Annotated in this window: 14 protein-coding genes and 2 tRNA genes; 4 read left to right on the top strand and 12 right to left on the bottom strand. The window is 60.9% G+C overall.

The window, feature by feature from the left end; translation table 11 throughout:
- Window positions 1-115 precede the first annotated feature (115 nt).
- The 4 genes from AC0Z4S_RS05610 (at window position 116) to AC0Z4S_RS05595 (ending at window position 3,343) form a co-directional block, all read left to right on the top strand.
- Window positions 116-202 (top strand) — tRNA-Leu (locus AC0Z4S_RS05610).
- A 180-nt stretch (window positions 203-382) separates the two neighbouring features.
- A tRNA-Leu gene (locus AC0Z4S_RS05605) sits at window positions 383-469 on the top strand.
- Window positions 470-767: 298 nt separating this feature from the next.
- Window positions 768-1,778, top strand: coding sequence for an extracellular solute-binding protein (locus AC0Z4S_RS05600; RefSeq protein ID WP_471878470.1), 1,011 nt, complete (start codon window positions 768-770; stop codon window positions 1,776-1,778).
- Window positions 1,778-3,343, top strand: a complete 1,566-nt coding sequence (locus tag AC0Z4S_RS05595) for an ABC transporter permease (protein WP_485622349.1) — start codon at window positions 1,778-1,780, stop codon at window positions 3,341-3,343. The genes AC0Z4S_RS05600 and AC0Z4S_RS05595 overlap by 1 nt, the downstream gene beginning before the upstream one ends.
- 80 nt (window positions 3,344-3,423) lie before the next feature.
- On the opposite strand, the gene AC0Z4S_RS05590 is transcribed toward AC0Z4S_RS05595, so the two are convergent.
- The 12 genes from AC0Z4S_RS05590 to AC0Z4S_RS05535 all read right to left on the bottom strand — a co-directional run bounded on the left by AC0Z4S_RS05590 (window position 3,424) and on the right by AC0Z4S_RS05535 (window position 18,414).
- Window positions 3,424-5,358 carry a methyl-accepting chemotaxis protein gene (locus AC0Z4S_RS05590; protein ID WP_485622348.1) on the bottom strand — a complete coding sequence of 645 codons (1,935 nt, stop codon included), beginning with the start codon at window positions 5,356-5,358 and terminating at the stop codon, window positions 3,424-3,426.
- Window positions 5,359-5,497: 139 nt separating this feature from the next.
- On the bottom strand, window positions 5,498-6,787 hold the full coding sequence (locus AC0Z4S_RS05585; RefSeq protein ID WP_016771943.1) for an adenylosuccinate synthase: 1,290 nt from the start codon (window positions 6,785-6,787) through the stop codon (window positions 5,498-5,500).
- 54 nt (window positions 6,788-6,841) lie between these two features.
- Complete coding sequence (locus tag AC0Z4S_RS05580) at window positions 6,842-8,029, bottom strand: ATP phosphoribosyltransferase regulatory subunit (RefSeq protein ID WP_016771944.1); 1,188 nt, start codon at window positions 8,027-8,029, stop codon at window positions 6,842-6,844.
- Between the two features lie 313 nt (window positions 8,030-8,342).
- The gene (gene hflC, locus AC0Z4S_RS05575) at window positions 8,343-9,212 is read right to left on the bottom strand and encodes a protease modulator HflC (RefSeq protein ID WP_016771945.1); all 870 of its coding nucleotides are present in this window, start codon (window positions 9,210-9,212) and stop codon (window positions 8,343-8,345) included.
- On the bottom strand, window positions 9,212-10,378 hold the full coding sequence (hflK, locus tag AC0Z4S_RS05570; RefSeq protein WP_253498517.1) for an FtsH protease activity modulator HflK: 1,167 nt from the start codon (window positions 10,376-10,378) through the stop codon (window positions 9,212-9,214). Before hflK ends, hflC begins: the two co-directional genes overlap by 1 nt.
- A 96-nt stretch (window positions 10,379-10,474) precedes the next feature.
- Window positions 10,475-11,776 (bottom strand): ribosome rescue GTPase HflX, encoded by a 1,302-nt coding sequence (hflX, locus tag AC0Z4S_RS05565; RefSeq protein ID WP_042607805.1) that lies wholly within the window; start codon window positions 11,774-11,776, stop codon window positions 10,475-10,477.
- Window positions 11,777-11,788: 12 nt separating this feature from the next.
- A complete protein-coding gene (gene hfq / locus AC0Z4S_RS05560; RefSeq protein ID WP_016771947.1) occupies window positions 11,789-12,055 on the bottom strand; it encodes an RNA chaperone Hfq in 267 nt (88 codons plus the stop codon).
- A gap of 95 nt (window positions 12,056-12,150) precedes the next feature.
- Window positions 12,151-13,122 carry a tRNA (adenosine(37)-N6)-dimethylallyltransferase MiaA gene (miaA, locus tag AC0Z4S_RS05555; RefSeq protein WP_485622347.1) on the bottom strand — a complete coding sequence of 324 codons (972 nt, stop codon included), beginning with the start codon at window positions 13,120-13,122 and terminating at the stop codon, window positions 12,151-12,153.
- Window positions 13,122-15,029 carry a DNA mismatch repair endonuclease MutL gene (gene mutL, locus AC0Z4S_RS05550; protein WP_133337186.1) on the bottom strand — a complete coding sequence of 636 codons (1,908 nt, stop codon included), beginning with the start codon at window positions 15,027-15,029 and terminating at the stop codon, window positions 13,122-13,124. Before mutL ends, miaA begins: the two co-directional genes overlap by 1 nt.
- Window positions 15,026-16,405, bottom strand: coding sequence for an N-acetylmuramoyl-L-alanine amidase (locus AC0Z4S_RS05545; RefSeq protein ID WP_370593506.1), 1,380 nt, complete (start codon window positions 16,403-16,405; stop codon window positions 15,026-15,028). The genes mutL and AC0Z4S_RS05545 overlap by 4 nt, the downstream gene beginning before the upstream one ends.
- Before the next feature lie 51 nt (window positions 16,406-16,456).
- Window positions 16,457-16,927 (bottom strand): tRNA (adenosine(37)-N6)-threonylcarbamoyltransferase complex ATPase subunit type 1 TsaE, encoded by a 471-nt coding sequence (tsaE, locus tag AC0Z4S_RS05540; RefSeq protein WP_130910048.1) that lies wholly within the window; start codon window positions 16,925-16,927, stop codon window positions 16,457-16,459.
- Entirely contained in the window at window positions 16,915-18,414 is a 1,500-nt protein-coding gene (locus AC0Z4S_RS05535; RefSeq protein WP_485622346.1) for an NAD(P)H-hydrate dehydratase, read from the bottom strand. The genes tsaE and AC0Z4S_RS05535 overlap by 13 nt, the downstream gene beginning before the upstream one ends.
- Between the last annotated feature and the right edge of the window lie 51 nt (window positions 18,415-18,465).

The raw sequence follows: 18,465 nt of genomic DNA, 5'->3' as shown, positions 1-18,465 counted from the left end.
GTTTTGAACACCGCTGGTAAAAAAATTCAGTTTTTTCTGCAGCAGGGGTTTACAGTTAAAAAGGCGCTCCGTATAGTGCGCGCCATCGACGACGCACAACAGCGCTTTCGATGATGCCCAGGTGGTGAAATTGGTAGACACGCCAGCTTCAGGTGCTGGTGACCTTACGGTCGTGGAAGTTCGAGTCTTCTCCTGGGCACCAATTTCGAGTTTGAGACTAGATCAGTTTCAAGACTCACACAAAACCCGCGAAAGCGGGTTTTTTGCATTTGCAGGAAAGCTTTTGTTCACACTGATTTATTAAAACCAAATCAGGGGTTTACAGATCAAAAAGGCCTCCGTATAGTGCGCCACATCGACAGCGGCAACGCTTACGATGATTGCCCAGATGGTGAAATTGGTAGACACGCCAGCTTCAGGTGCTGGTGACCTTACGGTCGTGGAAGTTCGAGTCTTCTTCTGGGCACCAATTCAAATTCAAGGTCCAGGCCTTGGATTTCACAAAAACCCGCGAAAGCGGGTTTTTGCGTTTCTGGCCTCCTGAATTTCCCGTAGGTCTGGTAGGAGCTCGTAGGAGCTGACGAGTGCAACGAGGCTGCGATCTTTTGATCTTGCTTTTCCCCGTAACTCGCAGGAGGCAGATCAAAAGATCGCAGCCTTCGGCAGCTCCTACCCGATCCCCTTGTCCCGCACAAGGCGCACTTGAGAAACAATATCGTTTATCATTGTTGCAAGTTTTTGCAATGCGACAGTGAGGAACCCTGCGAATGACGTTTCGAAATACCCTGCGCCGAGGCCTGACCTTCACCCTCCTCGGCCTGGCGCTCGCCACTCCCCTCACCCAGGCTGCCGATGCGGTTTCCCTGACTCTCTACAACGGCCAGCACAAGGAAGTCGGCGATGCGATTGCCAAGGCTTTCGAAGCCAAGACCGGCATCCACGTCAACGTGCGCAAAGGCAGCAGCAATCAGCTCGCCAGCCAGATCATCGAAGAAGGCGACCGCTCTCCCGCCGACGTGATCTACACCGAAGAATCGCCACCACTGAACAACCTCGGCGAACAGGGCCTGCTGGCAAAGGCCGACGACGCCACCCTGGCGGTTCTGCCGGAAAAATATGTAGCAGCAAACGGTACCTGGATCGGCGTTACCGCCCGCGTCCGCGTGGTGGCATTCAACCCGAAACTGATCGATGAAAAAGATCTGCCGAAATCGGTAATGGAATTTTCCGACCCGCAGTGGCAAGGCAAGGTCGGTTTCGTGCCGACCAGCGGCGCCTTCCAGGAGCAGGCCGTAGCGATCATCAAACTGCACGGTCGCGACGCTGCCGAAGAATGGCTGACCGGCCTGCGCGCGTTCGGCAAGACCTACAGCAACAACATGGTCGCCCTCAAAGCCGTAGAGAACGGCGAAGTCGCCACGGTGCTGGTGAACAACTACTACTGGTTCGCCCTGCAACGCGAGAAAGGCAAGCTCGACTCCAAACTGCATTACTTCACCGGCGGCGACGCTGGCGGCCTGATTACCGTGTCCAGCGCTGCCGTGCTGAAGTCCAGTAAACATCCAAAAGAAGCCCAGCAATTCCTCGCTTTCATGGCCAGCGAAGAAGGCCAGCGCGTGATCACCCAGACCACCGCCGAATACCCGCTGCACAAAGGCATGGAGTCGGACCGCGGTCTCAAGCCGTTCAGCGAACTGGAAGCGCCGAACGTCACTCCGGCGGATCTGGGCAATGCTGAAGAAGCGCTGGAGCTGGAACGCGAAGTTGGCCTGAACTGATGGCTGCATCGTTATCGGCCCCCGCCACGCGCGGGGGTTATGTGCCAAGACGCAAACGGCCGTCGATATGGCTGGTGCTGCCGGTATTGCTACTGGTGGTACTAAGCCTGTTGCCACTGGCCTATGTCGGAGTGAAAGCCTGGCAGGCCGGCTGGGCCGAGGCTTTGCATTTGTTGTGGCGTCCGTATGTGTTTGGCTTGCTGCGCAACACGTTGGCGTTAATGGTCGGCGTAACGATTACCTGCGCCGTGATCGGCCTGTCGCTGGCATGGCTACTGGAACGCAGCAATCTGCCGGGGCGACGCCTGTGGGGCGTGATCCTGTGCCTGCCGTTTGCGGTGCCGGCGTTTGTCAGCAGCTTCACCTGGGTGTCGCTGAGTGCACAGTTCGAAGGCCTCGGCGGAGCGATTCTGGTGATGAGCCTGTCGAAGTATCCGCTGATCTTCCTGCCAGTCGCGGCGACCCTGCGAAATCTCGATCCCTCTCTCGAAGAATCCGCCCGCACGCTGGGGCAGAATCGCTGGGGCGTGTTTTTCCGCGTCACCCTGCCGCTGTTGTGGCCATCGCTGTTGGCCGGCTCGCTGCTGATTGCTCTGCACATGCTAGTGGAATTCGGCGCGCTATCCATCATCGGCCTGCAGACCTTTACCACGGCGATCTACCAGCAATTCGAACTGGAATTCAGCAACGCCAACGCAGCGATGCTTTCGGCGGTGTTGCTGGCGTTGTGTCTGCTGTTGCTGTGGCTGGAGTTGCGTGTGCGCGGCAAGGGCCGGCATGTGCGCACCGGCCAGGGCGCTGCACGACAGGCTGAACATGTAAAGCTTGGACCGTGGGCGGCACTCGGTCAGTTGTATTGCCTGCTGCTGGCGATTATCGGCAGTGGCATCCCGCTGGGAATGTTGGCCTACTGGCTGGCGGTCGGTTCGTCGGCGGCGTTCCCGGTAGCAGCGATCACTGAGGCGCTGTTGTCGTCGTTGGCATTGTCGTTGGGCGGCGCGGCGCTGTGTCTGGTGCTGGCAGTGCCGGTCGGGCTGCTGGTGGTGCGCTATAAAGGCCAATTGGCAATCTGGGCCGAACGCCTGCCTTATCTGCTGCACGCGCTGCCGGGCCTGGTGATTGCGTTGACGCTGGTGTATTTCGCTCTGCATTACGTGCCGGTTCTATACCAGACCTCGGGCTTGTTGCTGATCGCCTATGCGCTGCTGTTTCTGCCACTGGCGCAGGCGCCGATACGTACGGCACTGAACAAGGCTGCGCCACAGCTGGAAGAAGCGGCGCGGACCTTGGGCGCATCGTCGTTTACGGCGTTTTGCCGGGTGACCTTGCCGATCATTTTCCCGGCACTGGGCGCGGCGTTTGCGCTGGTGTTCCTCGATGCGATGAAGGAATTGACGGCGACGTTGCTGCTGAGTCCGACCGGGCTGAACACCTTGGCGACCGAGGTCTGGGCGCATACCGCGAATGTCGAGTTTGCGGCCGCAGCGCCTTATGCGGCGTTGTTGATTGTGGTCTCGGGGCTGCCTGTGTATTTGCTGACGACGCGGATGTATCTGAGCCGCTAAAAGATCGCAGCCTTCGGCAGCTCCTACATCGGAATTTGCGTTTCCCTGTAGGAGCTGTCGCAGGCTGCGATCTTTTGATCTTAAGCCCTGAATTGCCCCAGGCTGGCTTTCAATTGCGCCGCCAGACCATCCAGCACCTTGCCACTGGCCGTGGTTTCCACCACTGCCTGCGCCGCTTTCTCGGCCTGCGCATGAATCGTCTCGACCCGCCCTCGCACTGCCTGCGCTCCCTGCGCCTGATGCGCAGCTGCCTGCGTCGCCAGACCGATCGCCGCGTGCACCTGCTCGACCGAAGCCTGCACCGACTGTTGCAGCCGCGCACTGTCGCGCAATACCAGCAAACCTTCGCTGGCCTGCCGTCCGGCCTGACCAATCGCTTCGACCGCCTCACGCGCGCCCTGCTGCAGCGCGACGATGTGCGCCTGGATATCGCCGGTGGAGCTTTGCGTTTTGCTCGCCAACGCACGCACTTCGTCCGCGACCACGGCGAATCCACGACCGGTCTCGCCCGCCCGCGCCGCCTCGATCGCCGCGTTCAACGCCAGCAGATTGGTCTGTTCGGCGATGCCGTGAATCACCGTCAATACCACTTCAATCTGTTCGCTCTGCTGCGCCAGTCGCTCGATGACTTTCGCCCCGGTATCGACCTGCCCGGCCAGTGCTTCGATCAGGCCGCCGACCTTCGCCGAGGTTCGGGTGTTTTCATCGGTGGCCTGACGAATTTCAACGACCTGTTTCAATGCCGCCTGCATTGCCTGGCTTTCCGACTGCGCCTCATCGGCCATTTGCGAAAGAGCACGCAGGCTTTCCGCGACCTCATCACGCTGCATTCCGGCAGCCGCATCGGCGCCAGCATTGCGCAGGGTCATTGCGCCAATTTCCACACCAGTACGCTGAGCGACGTCGCCCGCCTCACGCACGATCGGCTGCAACTTGTCGACGAAGCGATTGACCGCCGAGGCCATGTCGCCGATCTCATCCTTGCTGTTGATCTGCACACGCTTGGTCAGATCGCCCTCGCCTGCCGCCAGATCGTCCATCGCCGCGTTGAGCATTTTCAGACGATTGACCACTCGATGACCAAGCACCACCGCCAGCAACAGCAGCACGCCACAGCCGACCAGCGCCAGACCGAGACCGATGCGCCAGCGCAATGTCGCGGCCGCCTCTTGAACGGTTTGCGCGGTGTTGGCTTTCATTTCGCCAGCGGTTGCCTGCGCCGATTGCAGGCGTGCCTGCATGGCCTTGGCGCTGTCCGCTGCTGCGCCTTTGAGGCTGTCGCCGACCAGTTGATCGCTGCTGGCAATCAGCGCCAGAAAGCGCTTGTCGAGCTCGGCCAGATCGGTTTCCACCGAGGCCGTGGAAACGCCCATCAGCACCTTGCCGATTTCCACGCCATTGGGATTGATCGAGGCCTCAAGGTAGTAGACCGAAGGATCGTTTTTCGCCGCATCCAGGACTTTATCCAGCGCACGCTCGCCCTGGCCTTTTTCCAGCAAGGCCTTGTTGATCGGGTTTTCACGATTGAGATAACGGGTCAGATGCTGGCCAGTGGCGTCGTCGTACACCACGAACAGCACGTTGGGATTGCGCTGGGCGCGACGAGCGAACTCCGAGAGCGTCGGCACGTCGCTGTCCCACATGGCACGCGGCGCTACGGATGCAAGCAACTGCGCCATGTCGTTGGCCGAATCCTTGAGGTCCTTTTCCAGCGTCGCCCTTAGTTGCGCCTGCTCATCTTTGAGACGCGCGGACAGGCCGACCGTCAGGCGCTGACGAGTGCTGGCCGATAACGCATCAAGACTTGAAGTGACTTCACGCCCGGCCTGCTCCAGTTCACCGGAGAGCTTCTGGCTGTCGGCACCCAGGCGCACGGCCAGATCGGCTTCCAGCGCCGTGACCGTGCTCCGCGTCAGGGCAACCGCCACCAACACCTGCACCAAAAGGGCGATACCAAGGGTAACGAACACCGGCCGCAACAAACGGCTTTGTAACAGTGAGAGAACGGCTGACACTTTAAATCCCTCTACTTCTGACGCCATTAATTTGATGGCACTCTTGTAGACAGATTCACAGCAAAGGTCATGCCGTCCAACAGGCATAAACGACAAAGGCCCCGATTAAGGGGCCTTTGTTTTTTACATCAACGACTTATCAGGCAAACGGATGACGCAGAACGATGGTTTCGTTGCGATCCGGGCCCGTCGAAATAATGTCGATCGGCGCGCCGATCAACTCTTCAACGCGTTTGATGTAGGCACGAGCATTGGCCGGCAGCTCTTCCAGGGTCTTGGCACCCACGGTCGATTCGCTCCAGCCCGGTACTTCTTCGTACACAGGCTGCAGGCCTACGTAGCTGTCCGCATCGGTCGGCGCAACGGCATTGCCTTGCGCGTCTTTGTAGCCGACGCAAATGTTGATGGTTTCCAGACCGTCGAGCACGTCCAGCTTGGTCAGGCAGATACCCGAGATGCTATTCACATCGATAGCACGACGCAGGATGACGGCGTCAAACCAGCCGCAACGACGGGCACGGCCGGTGGTCGCGCCGAACTCATGACCTTGCTTGGCCAGATGCGCACCGACTTCGTCAAACAGCTCGGTCGGGAACGGGCCGGAACCGACGCGAGTGGTGTAGGCCTTGGTGATGCCCAGGATGTAGTCGAGGAACATCGGACCAACGCCCGAACCGGTCGCCACGCCACCCGCGGTGGTGTTGGAGCTGGTCACGTACGGGTAGGTGCCGTGATCGATATCGAGCAACGAACCTTGCGCGCCTTCGAACATGATGTCCTTGCCGGCACGACGCAGGTCGTGCAGCTCGGCAGTCACGTCGAGCATCAGCGGCTTGAGCAGCTCAGCGTATTCCTTGCACTCGGCCAGAGTCTTTTCGAATTCGATGGCTGGCTCTTTGTAGTAACCGACCAGCATGAAGTTGTGGTAGTCCACCAGTTCACGCAGTTTGTCTTCGAAGCGCGGCATGTTCAGCAGGTCGCCGACACGCAGGCCACGACGGGCAACTTTATCTTCGTAAGCCGGGCCGATGCCGCGACCGGTAGTACCGATCTTCAGCTCGCCACGGGCCTTTTCACGGGCCTGGTCCAGCGCGACGTGGAAGGACAGGATCAACGGGCAGGAGGGGCTGATACGCAGGCGCTCGCGCACCGGTACGCCTTTCTCTTCCAGCTTGGTGATCTCGCGCAGCAGGGCGTCAGGTGCAACCACCACGCCGTTGCCGATCAGGCATTGCACGCCTTCGCGCAGCACGCCCGACGGAATCAGGTGCAAGACGGTTTTTTCGCCGTCGATCACCAGCGTGTGACCCGCGTTGTGGCCACCCTGGTAGCGCACTACGGCGGCAGCATGTTCGGTCAGCAGATCAACGATCTTGCCTTTGCCCTCATCACCCCACTGGGTGCCCAGGACTACGACATTCTTACCCATAACACTTGTCCTCATTCGCGCAAACTTGGTGCCGGCGATGGCCGGCAGGAAAACTCAAGAAGCCAGTGGCGATACTTGCCAAAGCCCGTTCTGCTGAATCAATTGCCGGTCGCAGTCCGCATCACGGGCGGCGGCCAAAGGTTGTCCAGGCAACGCCTGAACGACACGCTGACCCTCACTGCGCAACTGGCAAACCTGCTGCCAGAGTGCTGCATCCGTACTGTCAGGCATCCAGATACCGCCAGACGGTAGCTCGATCTCAGCACGCCCCAGGGTCACCAGGGTTTTCAAATCGGTAGAGAAGCCGGTCGCCGGACGGGCGCGACCGAAGTCGGCGCCGATGTCGTCGTAACGACCGCCCTGAGCAATGGACTGACCAACGCCCGGCACGAACACCGCGAACACCACACCGGTGTGGTAGTGATAACCGCGCAATTCGCCGAGGTCGAAATACAACGGCAACTGCGGGAAGCGCACGGAAAGCCGCTCGGCAATCGCCAGCAGATCTTCCAGCGCCGCCAGAACCGGCGCCGGCGCATTGGCCAGACGCTCGCGGGCAGCGCTCAACACTTCACGGCCGCCGCACAGATCAACCAGTGCGCGCAGCATGCCCGACAGATCCGCAGGCAGACCTTCGGTGAGGGTAATCACTTCATCGATGGCCTTGCGCTGCAACGCGTCGAACAACTGCTGCTCGACCTCACCGGACAAACCGGCGGCGCGCGCCAGACCACGGTAGATGCCGACATGCCCGAGGTCCATGTGCACATCCGGCACGTCGGCCAGTTGCAGCATGGCCAGCATCAGGCTGATGACTTCGACGTCGCTGCTCGGGCTGGCGTCGCCGTACAACTCGGCGCCCAACTGGATCGGGCTGCGCGAGGACGACAGTGCACGCGGCTGGGCGTGCAGCACGCTACCGGCATAGCACAGACGGCTCGGGCCTTCGCGACGCAGGGTGTGCGCATCGATGCGCGCGACCTGGGGCGTGATGTCGGCACGGAAACCCATCTGCCGGCCCGATTGTGGGTCGATGACCTTGAAGGTACGCAGATCCAGGTCCTGGCCCGCGCCGGTCAGCAGGGATTCCAGGTACTCGATATGGGGAGTCACGACAAACTCGTAACCCCAGCTCTGGAACAGATCCAACACCTGACGACGCGCGACTTCAATGCGCGCCGCCTCCGGTGGCAGTACTTCTTCGATGCCATCTGGCAGCAGCCAGCGGTCTACCGTTGCCATTACGCCATTCCCCTTTGATCCGGGCGGCCAGCACGAGGGCGAGCCTTGAGTGAAGCAGAAAATGACCGGAGCGTTCAAAACGCACGCGCATGAACGACGCAGCGAAAGGCCTGTTACCGGCTTCGCCCATCACTTTCCTCGAAAAACGCTCGGGCCGTACAAACCCGAAGCCTGCAACAAAAACAGCAATCAAACGTGCAGACGCAAAAAAGCCGGGAATTTCCCGGCTGCCGCATCATACACACGTTTTCCGAAAGGATCACCCCGCCCGAGGTTTTAGCCGCCGGGCGGAATGATTCAGGTCAACGGCGTGTCAAGGCTTGGCTTTTTCCAGGTAACGGAAGAAGTCGCTGCTTGGGTCGAGGACCAGGACGTCGGATTTGTTCGCGAAGCTTTCACGGTAGGCACGCAGGCTACGGTAGAAACCGTAGAACTCCTGATCCTGACCGTAGGCCTTGGAGTAGATCGCAGCAGCCTGGGCGTCACCGTCACCGCGAACCTCTTCGGATTCACGATAGGCTTCGGCCAGCAGTACGCGGCGTTGACGATCGGCGTCGGCACGGATGCCTTCGGCCAGCTCGTTACCCTTGGCGCGGTGCTCGCGAGCCTCACGCTCACGTTCGGTGCTCATACGCTCGAACACGCTGCGGTTCACTTCTTTCGGCAGATCGATGGCCTTGACCCGGACATCGACCACTTCGATGCCCAGCTCTTTTTCCGCCATCTTGTTCAGCGACGCGGTGATGTCGGCCATCAGCGCATCACGCTCACCCGACACGACTTCGTGCAGGGTGCGCTTGCCGAACTGGTCACGCAGGCCGGATTCCAGACGACGGGACAGACGCTCGTCGGCAATCTGCTTCAGACCCGAGGTCGCGGTGTAGAAGCGCTCGGCATCTTTCACCCGCCACTTGGCATAGGCATCGACCATCACGGCTTTCTTTTCCAGAGTCAGGAAGCGCTGCGTCGGTGCATCCAGCGTCAACAGACGCGCGTCGAATTTGCGCACCTGGTTAACGTAAGGCACTTTCACATGCAGACCCGGCTGGACGTCGGCCTGAACCACACGACCGAATTGCAGCAGCACCGCGCGCTCGGTCTGAGCGACGATGTAGAAGCAATTCCAGCCTACCAGTACCACGACGACGCCAACGATCAGGGCGATCAGCGATTTATTGCTCATCAGCGGGTCTCCCTTGTACGCGTCTGCGGCACGTCAGTGACATGCGGCGTGACGTCCGTGTTGTTGCTGGCGGCCGAACCGGTCACCGGTGCGCTACCCGAACTGTTCTGGATCATTTTGTCCAACGGCAGGTAGAGCAGATTGCTCTGGCCGTTCTTGTTGCCGGTCACGAGCACCTTGCTGGTGTTGCTGAAGACTTCCTGCATGGTGTCCAGGTACAGACGCTCGCGGGTGACTTCAGGTGCCTTGCGATACTCGGCGACCAGCTTGGTGAAACGATCGGCCTCACCCTTGGCGCGCGAGATGGTCTCGTCGCGGTAACCGTTGGCATCTTCGATGATGCGCTGGGCCTGACCACGGGCTTCCGGCACCACGCCATTGGCGTAGGTTTCGGCCTGGTTGCGCGAACGCTGCTCGTCTTCACGGGCGCGGATCACGTCATCGAAGGCTTCCTGTACTTCACGCGGTGCCGCTGCACTCTGTACGTTGACCTGGGTGACAGTGATACCGGTGCGATAGGTATCGAGGAAACGTTGCAGACGCTCCTTGATTTCGCTGGCCATCAATTCACGACCTTCGGTCAGCACCTGGTCCATGGCGGTGGAACCGACCACGTGACGCAGTGCACTTTCGGTCGCGTGCTGCAGGCTGATTTCCGGCTGATCGACGTTCAGCACGAAGTCCTGCAGGTTGCTGATCTTGTACTGCACGGTCAGCGGCACTTCGACGATGTTTTCGTCTTCAGTCAGCATCTGGCCCTGCTTGGTGTACGCACGCTCACGCGTCACGTTCTCCATGTACTTTTTATCAATCGGCGGGAAGTAGATGTTCAGGCCGGGGCCGACAGTCTCGTAGTACTTGCCGAAGCGCAGCACCACGGCCTGCTCCTGCTCGTCCACCACGTAAACCGCGCTGTACAGCCAGACGGCCGCCAGCACGACCAGGCCGATGCCGAGCAGACCGCCGAAGCCGCCACTGCTGCGCCCCGAACCACCGCCGTCATCACCGCGTTTCTTACCACCACCGAACAACCCGTTCAGGCTTTCCTGCAGCTTTCGGAAGGCCTCGTCGAGATCCGGTGGCCCCTTGCGGTCGCCGTTATTGCGGCGCTTGCCACCCCAGGGATCCTGATTATTCGAGTTGCCACCCGGCTCATTCCAAGCCATAGCGCTCTCCATCTGATAAAGCAAAGACGCACCCACGGCGCGCCGACCAATGCTACAGAATGCCTGCCGTCGCGGCACAACCGCTTTGTCAGGCTTTTATTGCAAAGTGTGTTGCTCGATGAATTCCATCGGCTGCAATCCTTCGCGGCTTACCAATCGATTCAGCTCGATCCGGGGCAAACGAACGGCCAGCAGGCTGACACCTTCTTCATCGTATTCTTCTTTCTGCACCGCCCCGAGTTCGAAGAACTGCGCACGCAGTCGAGCGAATCGTTGCGGCAAGCGCAAGGTACCGACGAACAGATCACTGCCGAGCAACTCGGCTATGGCCTGTTCAAGCAACTCCAGACCGCTGCCATCACGCGCCGACAGCCAGACCCGTTGCGGCTTGCCATCGGCATCGCGCTGGATCTGCGGCTCGACGCCTTCAAGCAAATCGAGTTTGTTATAGACCTCGAGGATCGGCAAGTCCTGGGCACCAATCTCGCCCAGCACGACCATCACCTGCTCGATCTGCAACATGCGATCCGGTTCGGCCGCATCGATCACGTGCAACAGCAGGTCGGAATTGCTCGACTCTTCGAGCGTAGACCGAAATGCCTCGACCAGCTTGTGCGGCAGGTGACGAATGAAACCCACAGTGTCGGCCAGGACAATCGGACCGAGGTCGTCAAGCTCAAGGCGGCGCAGGGTCGGGTCGAGTGTGGCGAACAGTTGATCGGCCGCGTACACGTCGGATTTCGTCACGTTGTTGAAGAGTGTCGATTTGCCGGCGTTGGTGTAGCCCACCAGCGAAACGGTAGGAATGTCCGCACGGGATCGGCCACGGCGCGACTGTTCGCGCTGACTGCGCACCTTCTCCAGCCGCCCCTTGATCTGGCGCAGGCGGACCCGCAACAGACGGCGGTCGGTTTCCAGCTGGGTTTCACCCGGGCCGCGCATACCGATGCCGCCACCCTGACGTTCAAGGTGAGTCCAGCCGCGAACCAGCCGGGTGCTCATGTGGTCAAGCTGGGCCAGTTCGACCTGCAGCTTGCCCTCATGGGTACGTGCGCGTTGAGCGAAAATATCGAGAATCAGCCCGGTGCGGTCGATCACGCGACACTCGAAAACACGTTCGAGGTTGCGTTCCTGACTGGGCGTGAGGATGTGATTGAAAATCACCAGATCGGCTTCTTCAGCCTTGACCAGGTCGCGCAGTTCCTCGACCTTGCCGCTGCCGATCAGATATTTGGCGGTTGGCCGATGACGCGGCACGTTAAAAAACGCAACGGTCTCGGCGCCAGCCGAATTTGCCAACTCCTGAAACTCCTGCGGATCTTCGCGCGCCTCAGGGTCCTGTCCATCCAAGTGAACGAGGATGACTCGCTCACCACCACCGTGGCGCTCAAAGAACAAAGGAGACTCCTATCAGGCGTTACCCGGCGCTGCATCGGCATCGCCCTGTTCGTTTTCGGTTGCGCTAGGCAGACGAATTGGACGAACCGGCACGACGGTCGAGATAGCGTGTTTGTAGACCATCTGGCTGACGGTGTTTTTCAGCAGGATCACGAACTGGTCGAACGACTCGATCGTTCCTTGCAGCTTGATACCGTTGACCAGGTAGATGGAAACCCCGACTTTCTCTTTACGTAAAGTGTTCAGGTAAGGGTCTTGTAGCGAATGCCCTTTTGACATGTGCCGCACTCCTTTAAGGATTCAATAATAAAAACAGATAAATTCAGATGGCTTCGGCCGTCACACCCCCAAGGATAGACGGCAATTGCAAGGACTCAGCTCAATATGGAGATGGTCCCAAGGTATTTCAAGGCGCGTGGCAGATTGTCGCAATCAAGACTGTCCAGCCAGTGTAAATCGTCCCAGCTGCGCAGCCAGGTAAACTGGCGCTTGGCCAATTGGCGCGTGGCGATGATGCCCCGCTCCTGCATCTGGGCCAAGGTCAGCTTGCCGTCCAGGTAATCCCAGACTTGGCGGTAGCCTACCGCACGTATAGACGGCAACCCGGCATGCAGGTCACTTCTTTTACGCAGGGCTACGACCTCGTCGATGAATCCCTGTTCCAACATATTTGTGAATCTTTGTTCAATTCGCTGGTGCAGAACCTGACGATTCGCCGGAGCAATGGCCAGGTTCGCGACAGTATAGGGCAATTGTTGGCGTCCCGAAGCGGCTGCTTCAGTACTTTGCGCAGATTGTTGCTCGCGCAGGGCGGTCATGCTCTGCCCGCTGACTCGATACACTTCCAGCGCCCGACTCAAGCGTTGCGGATCATTTGGATGAATGCGCGCCGCCGACACCGGATCGATTTGCGCCAATTGATCGTGCAGCGCTTGCCAGCCCAGACGTGCAGCTTCTTCCTCGATCTGCGCGCGCACCTCGGCATCGGCCGCCGGCATGTCCGCCAGACCTTCGACCAGCGCCTTGTAATAGAGCATGGTGCCGCCGACCAGCAGCGGGATCTTTCCCCGCGCAGTGATTTCGGCCATGGCCTGCAACGCGTCGCGACGGAAATCGGCAGCGGAATACGCTTCAGCGGGGTCGAGGATGTCGATCAGCCGGTGCGGGTATTCGGCCAACAACTCTTTCGAAGGTTTGGCCGTGCCGATGTCCATGCCGCGATAGACCAGCGCCGAATCGACGCTGATCAGTTCGCACGGCAGCACCTTGCTCAGCTCGATGGCCAGATCGGTCTTGCCCGCAGCGGTCGGGCCCATCAGAAATATTGCTGGAGGGAGCTGGCTCATCAACGACCGCGCAGGAACAGTTTGTCCAGATCGTCCAGGCCCAGTTGGGTCCAGGTCGGTCGGCCATGGTTGCATTGGCCACTGCGCTCGGTGTTTTCCATATCGCGCAGCAGGCCGTTCATTTCCGGCAGGGCCAAGCGCCGGTTGGCGCGGATCGCGCCGTGGCAGGCCATGGTGCCGAGCAGTTCGTTGAGATGCGCCTGGATACGGTCGCTGGTGCCGTATTCCATCAGATCCGAAAGCACGTCGCCGACCAGTCGATTGGCTTCGGCCTGCTTGAGCAATGCCGGAATCTGCCGGATCGCCAGGGTTTCCGGCCCCAGTCGCTGCAATTCAAAACCAAGTCGCTGAAACCACGCCGCATGTTCTTCGGCGCAATCGGCCTCGCGCTGACTGACTGCCAGCGACTCCGGCACCAGCAACGGCTGGCCACTGAGACCTTCGCTGGCCATGGCGATTTTCAGGCGCTCGTACATGATCCGCTCGTGGGCGGCATGCATGTCCACCAGCACCAGGCCATGGGCGTTCTCGGACAAAATATAGATGCCCTTAAGCTGCGCCAGTGCATAGCCGAGCGGCGGAATATCTTCCTGACCGGTCGGCAGTGCGCTGGCATTGGCTTCAGGCAGCGGCGCGAAAAACTCCTTGTAAGCAGCTTGCGCCTCGGCAGCAGGCAGCGCCGACTGCGGACGCGGCGTGTATTGATACTGATAAGCGCCGCCAGCGCTGGCGCCGGACGAAGTATTGAACACCGGTTGCGCCTGCGGCTGCTCCAGCAGCGCATTGGCGGCCAGACGCATCTCGCCCTGTGGGCCGAATTCGCCCGCCTCGATCCCGCTCGGCCGAACGATCGCCGTGGTGACCGAGCCGGCCAGTTGATCTTCCGGACGCACATCGCCCAACGCGCGGTGCAGCGTGCCATACAGGAAGTCGTGGACCATGCGCCCGTCACGGAAACGCACTTCGTGTTTGGTCGGGTGCACGTTGACGTCTACCGCTGCAGGGTCGACTTCGAAAAACAGGGCGAAGGTCGGGTGCCGACCGTTGAACAGCACGTCGCGATAAGCCTGGCGTACCGCGTGGGCCACCAGTTTGTCGCGCACCGCTCGGCCGTTTACGAAGAAATACTGCAAGTCAGCCTGGCTACGGTTGAAGGTCGGCAAACCGACCCAGCCCCACAGGTGCAAGCCATTGCGTTCGATCTCGATCGGCAGCGCCTGCTCAAGAAAACCCGAACCGCAGATCGCCGCCACACGCCGTGCGCGGGCTGCATCATCGTGGGCCTCGTGCAGGCTGAGGATGGTCTTGCCGTTGTGACGCAGATGAAAGGCCACGTCGAAGCGCGCCAGCGCCAGACGCTTGATCACTTCTTGCAGGTGATCGAACTCGGTTTTTTCGGTCTTGAGGAATTTACGCCGGGCCGGGGTGTTGAAGAACAGGTCGCGAACTTCCACCGAAGTGCCGACCGGATGCGCCGCCGGCTGCACGCGCGGCGCCATGTCGCGGCCTTCGGTTTCGACCTGCCAGGCCTGATCGGCATCGCGGGTGCGCGAGGTAAGGGTCAAGCGCGCCACAGAGCTGATCGACGCCAGCGCCTCGCCACGGAACCCCAGGCTCATCACCTGTTCGAGGTCTTCGAGGTTGCGGATCTTGCTGGTGGCGTGACGGGCCAGGGCCAGCGGCAGGTCATCGGCGGAAATACCGCTGCCGTCATCGCGCACGCGCAGCAACTTGACGCCGCCCTGCTCGACATCGACGTCAATACGCTTGGCGCCGGAGTCGAGGCTGTTTTCCAGCAACTCCTTGATCACCGAAGCCGGGCGCTCGACCACCTCACCAGCGGCGATCTGGTTCGCCAGTCGTGGGCTGAGCAGCTCGATGCGCGCAGTGTTCAATACCTGGTTCATTCTTTCGACGCCAATTCGGTGCCAGGAATGGTCAGGTGCTGACCGACTTTCAGCTCATCGCTTTTCAGGTTGTTGGCGGCACGCAAGGTGGCTGGCGAGACCTGATAGCGCACGCCGATCATCGCCAGGGTTTCCCCCGGGCCGACCCGGTGGTCGCGCGGGCCTTGGGCAATCTTGCCGGAATCACGCAGCCAGGCGATGTAGGTGCCCGGTGGCGGATTCTGCTGGAAGAACTGGCGCACGCCGCTGCTGATCGAACGGGCCAGTGCTTGCTGGTGGCTCGATGCAGACAGTTTGTTCGCTTCGTTGGCGTTGGAGATAAACCCGGTTTCGACCAGGATCGACGGAATGTCCGGCGACTTCAGCACCATGAACCCGGCTTGTTCCACCCGCTGTTTGTGCAGCGGCGTGACCCGGCCAATGTTGGTCAGGACCTTCTGGCCGACGTTCAGGCTGGAAGTCAGCGACGCGGTCATCGACAGGTCGAGCAACACACCGGCGAGCATGCGGTCCTTGTCGTCGAGGCTGACGTTGCCGGCCCCGCCGATCAGGTCGGAACGGTTTTCACTGTCGGCCAGCCAACGCGCAGTCTCGGACGTAGCGCCACGATCGGACAGGGCGAACACCGACGCACCGAAAGCAGCGGCGGACGGCGCGGCGTCGGCGTGGATCGAGACGAACAGGTCGGCGCCCTTCTTGCGGGCGATCTCGGTACGCCCGCGCAATGGAATGAAGTAGTCGCCAGTCCGGGTCAGTTCGGCGCGGAAGCCTTTCATGCCGTTGACCTGACGCTGCAGTTCGCGGGCGATCTGCAGCACCACGTCTTTCTCACGCTGGCCGCGCGAGCCGGACGCGCCCGGGTCTTCGCCACCGTGGCCGGCGTCGATCACGACAATGATGTCGCGCTTGCCGGCCGGGGCTGGCGGCAGCTTGATTGCAGGTTCGGTAGGGGTCACCGGCACGGCCGGCACGGTCGCCACCGATGGCGTAGGGGCCGGCGGCGGCGCGGCATCAGCCGGATTGTCGAACAGATCGACCACCAGACGGTTGCCGTACTGCGCGTTCGGCGCCAGCGAGAAGCTTTTCGGAGTGACGGCTTTTTTCAAGTCGATGACCACCCGCAGGTCGGTCGGCGTACGCTGGGCCGAACGCATCGCAGTGATCGGCGTGTTCGCAGTCTGCACATTCAACGGCGCGCCGAGGGTGGCGCCATTGATGTCGATCACCAGCCGGTCCGGGGCAGTCAGGGTGAAAACGCTGTGCTGCACCGGGCCACTCAGGTCGAAGACCAGTCGCGTGTTGTCCGGCGCCCGCCACAGGCGCACGCTGTTGACCTTTGAATCGGCCACAGCGTTGACGGTTACTGCCATCAACATCAGTCCAGCGGCAGCCACCAACGCGCGAAAGCGCATACCAAACCCCATCATTTAATTGGATTCCAATGCCAAAGCGGCACACCAGGCCTCGCCGCGCGAGCCCTGGGCTAAAATTTTCAGCGAACGCCCGCTGTCTTGCGGGCCAATGGTAATGGTCAGGTCAGGCTTTGGCAAAAAGCCTGCACCTTTATCGGGCCACTCGATCAGACACAGGGCATCGTCTTCGAAGTAGTCGCGGATGCCGAGAAACTCCAGTTCCTCCGGATCGACCAGACGATACAGGTCAAAGTGGAAGGCGCGAATGTCACCGATTTCGTAGGGCTCGACCAAAGTGAAGGTCGGACTTTTTACCGCACCGACATGCCCCAGCCCACGAATGATGCCCCGCGACAGGGTGGTTTTGCCCATGCCCAGGTTGCCTTCAAGAAAAATCAGGCCATGGCCCTGGGTCACGCGGGCGATCCGTGCGCCAAAGTCGCTCATCGCCTGTTCGTCGGCCAGATACAGGGTTACTTCAGACACGGTGCATGCTCCTCCAACAACTGACGGATGGCTGGAATCAGATCACTGGCCGCCAGCCCACGGCCGAATTTCCCTTGTTGCACGCCGGCATTGGCGTGCAGCCAGACGGCCAGACTTGCAGCGGCGAACCCGTCCATGCCTTGGGCCAGCAATGCGCCGGTCAGACCGGCCAGCACATCACCGAGCCCGCCAGTGGCCATCGCCGGATGGCCTTGATGACACAGAGCCAGACGCCCATCGGGATGGGCGATCAGACTACCGGCGCCTTTCAGAACCACTACCGCTGAATACTTTTTGCTCAACGCCAATGCAGCCGCCGGGCGATCCGCCTGCACTTCGACGGTACTGACGCCAAGCAATCTCGCCGCCTCGCCCGGATGCGGGGTAATCACGCAATCCTTGGGCAACTGGACAAAATCGCTGGCAAGCAGGTTCAACGCGTCAGCGTCCCACACCTGCGGCAGCGACGCATTGGCGGCTGCCGACAACAAGGCGCGACCCCAGCTCGCCTGACCGAGGCCCGGCCCGACCACCAGCACTGAAACCTTTTCCAGCAGGCCCATCAGTTGATTGGCTGACGAGGTGCCGAGCACCATCGCCTCCGGCACGCGAGTTAGCGATGCCGGCACATGCTCGGGACGGGTCGCCAGCGATACCATGCCCGCGCCGCTGCGCAAGGCCATTTCAGTGCTGAGCAGAATCGCCCCGCCGAAACCATGATCGCCGCCAATCAGCAGCACATGGCCAAAGCGGCCCTTGTGCGAGGTCGGCGCGCGGGGCGCAAGTGCTGGAAGATTAGCGGCACTGAGGCGTCGAGCGCAGACAGGGATGTCACTGAAGGTTTCGGCAGTGGCCTGCAGATCGTTGAAGACCAGTTCACCGACATGATCTGCCGCATCGCCGGTCAACAGCCCGACCTTCATACCAATGAACGTCACCGTGAGATCGGCGCGTACCGCGACACCCAATTCCCGACCGGTATCGGCGCACAGCCCGGATGGGATATCGACGGCCGCCACCGGCAACCCGCTGGCATTGATGGCGGCGACGGCAGCGGCATACGGTTCACGCACTTCTCCACTGAGCCCCGTGCCGAGCAGGGCATCGAGGACGACACCGCACAGTTCGCTTTGCGCCTGCCAGCCCTGCACCACAACGCCTGCGGCCACGGATTCGGCATAGGCCAGTGCGGCATCACCCTGCAAACGTTGCGGATCGCCGACGGCGAGAACTCGCACCGCCCAACCAGCCCGCAGCGCCAACGCGGCGACCAGATAACCGTCGCCAGCATTGTTGCCGTGCCCGGCCAATACCGTCAGCTCGTTCGCTGTGGGCCACTTGCGCGCCAGCGCGCGCCAGGTCGCGCGGGCGGCGCGCTGCATCAATTCGAAGCCCGGCGTGCCAGCGGCGATCAGCCGGGCGTCGAGTTCGCGCACCTGCGCGGCGCGGTACAGCGCGTCGGGTAATTCATCTTTCGTCTGCGGCATGCGTCTTCGGGCTCCGATGTCTGGCAGAATTATACGCACCTCAGCTCCGGT

Source organism: Pseudomonas sp. 1L-B-1-E-C1 (genome assembly GCF_057291835.1).
This window is presented reverse-complemented; position numbering and strand designations above follow the sequence as displayed.

Coding starts and splice junctions, on each gene's coding strand:
- AC0Z4S_RS05600 (WP_471878470.1), top strand. CDS start 768: ATGACGTTTCGAAATACCCTGCGCCGAGGCCTGACCTTCACCCTCCTC.
- AC0Z4S_RS05595 (WP_485622349.1), top strand. CDS start 1,778: ATGGCTGCATCGTTATCGGCCCCCGCCACGCGCGGGGGTTATGTGCCA.
- AC0Z4S_RS05585 (WP_016771943.1), bottom strand. CDS start 6,787: ATGGGTAAGAATGTCGTAGTCCTGGGCACCCAGTGGGGTGATGAGGGC.
- AC0Z4S_RS05580 (WP_016771944.1), bottom strand. CDS start 8,029: ATGGCAACGGTAGACCGCTGGCTGCTGCCAGATGGCATCGAAGAAGTA.
- hflC (WP_016771945.1), bottom strand. CDS start 9,212: ATGAGCAATAAATCGCTGATCGCCCTGATCGTTGGCGTCGTCGTGGTA.
- hflK (WP_253498517.1), bottom strand. CDS start 10,378: ATGGCTTGGAATGAGCCGGGTGGCAACTCGAATAATCAGGATCCCTGG.
- hfq (WP_016771947.1), bottom strand. CDS start 12,055: ATGTCAAAAGGGCATTCGCTACAAGACCCTTACCTGAACACTTTACGT.
- miaA (WP_485622347.1), bottom strand. CDS start 13,122: ATGAGCCAGCTCCCTCCAGCAATATTTCTGATGGGCCCGACCGCTGCG.
- mutL (WP_133337186.1), bottom strand. CDS start 15,029: ATGAACCAGGTATTGAACACTGCGCGCATCGAGCTGCTCAGCCCACGA.
- AC0Z4S_RS05545 (WP_370593506.1), bottom strand. CDS start 16,405: ATGTTGATGGCAGTAACCGTCAACGCTGTGGCCGATTCAAAGGTCAAC.
- AC0Z4S_RS05535 (WP_485622346.1), bottom strand. CDS start 18,414: ATGCCGCAGACGAAAGATGAATTACCCGACGCGCTGTACCGCGCCGCG.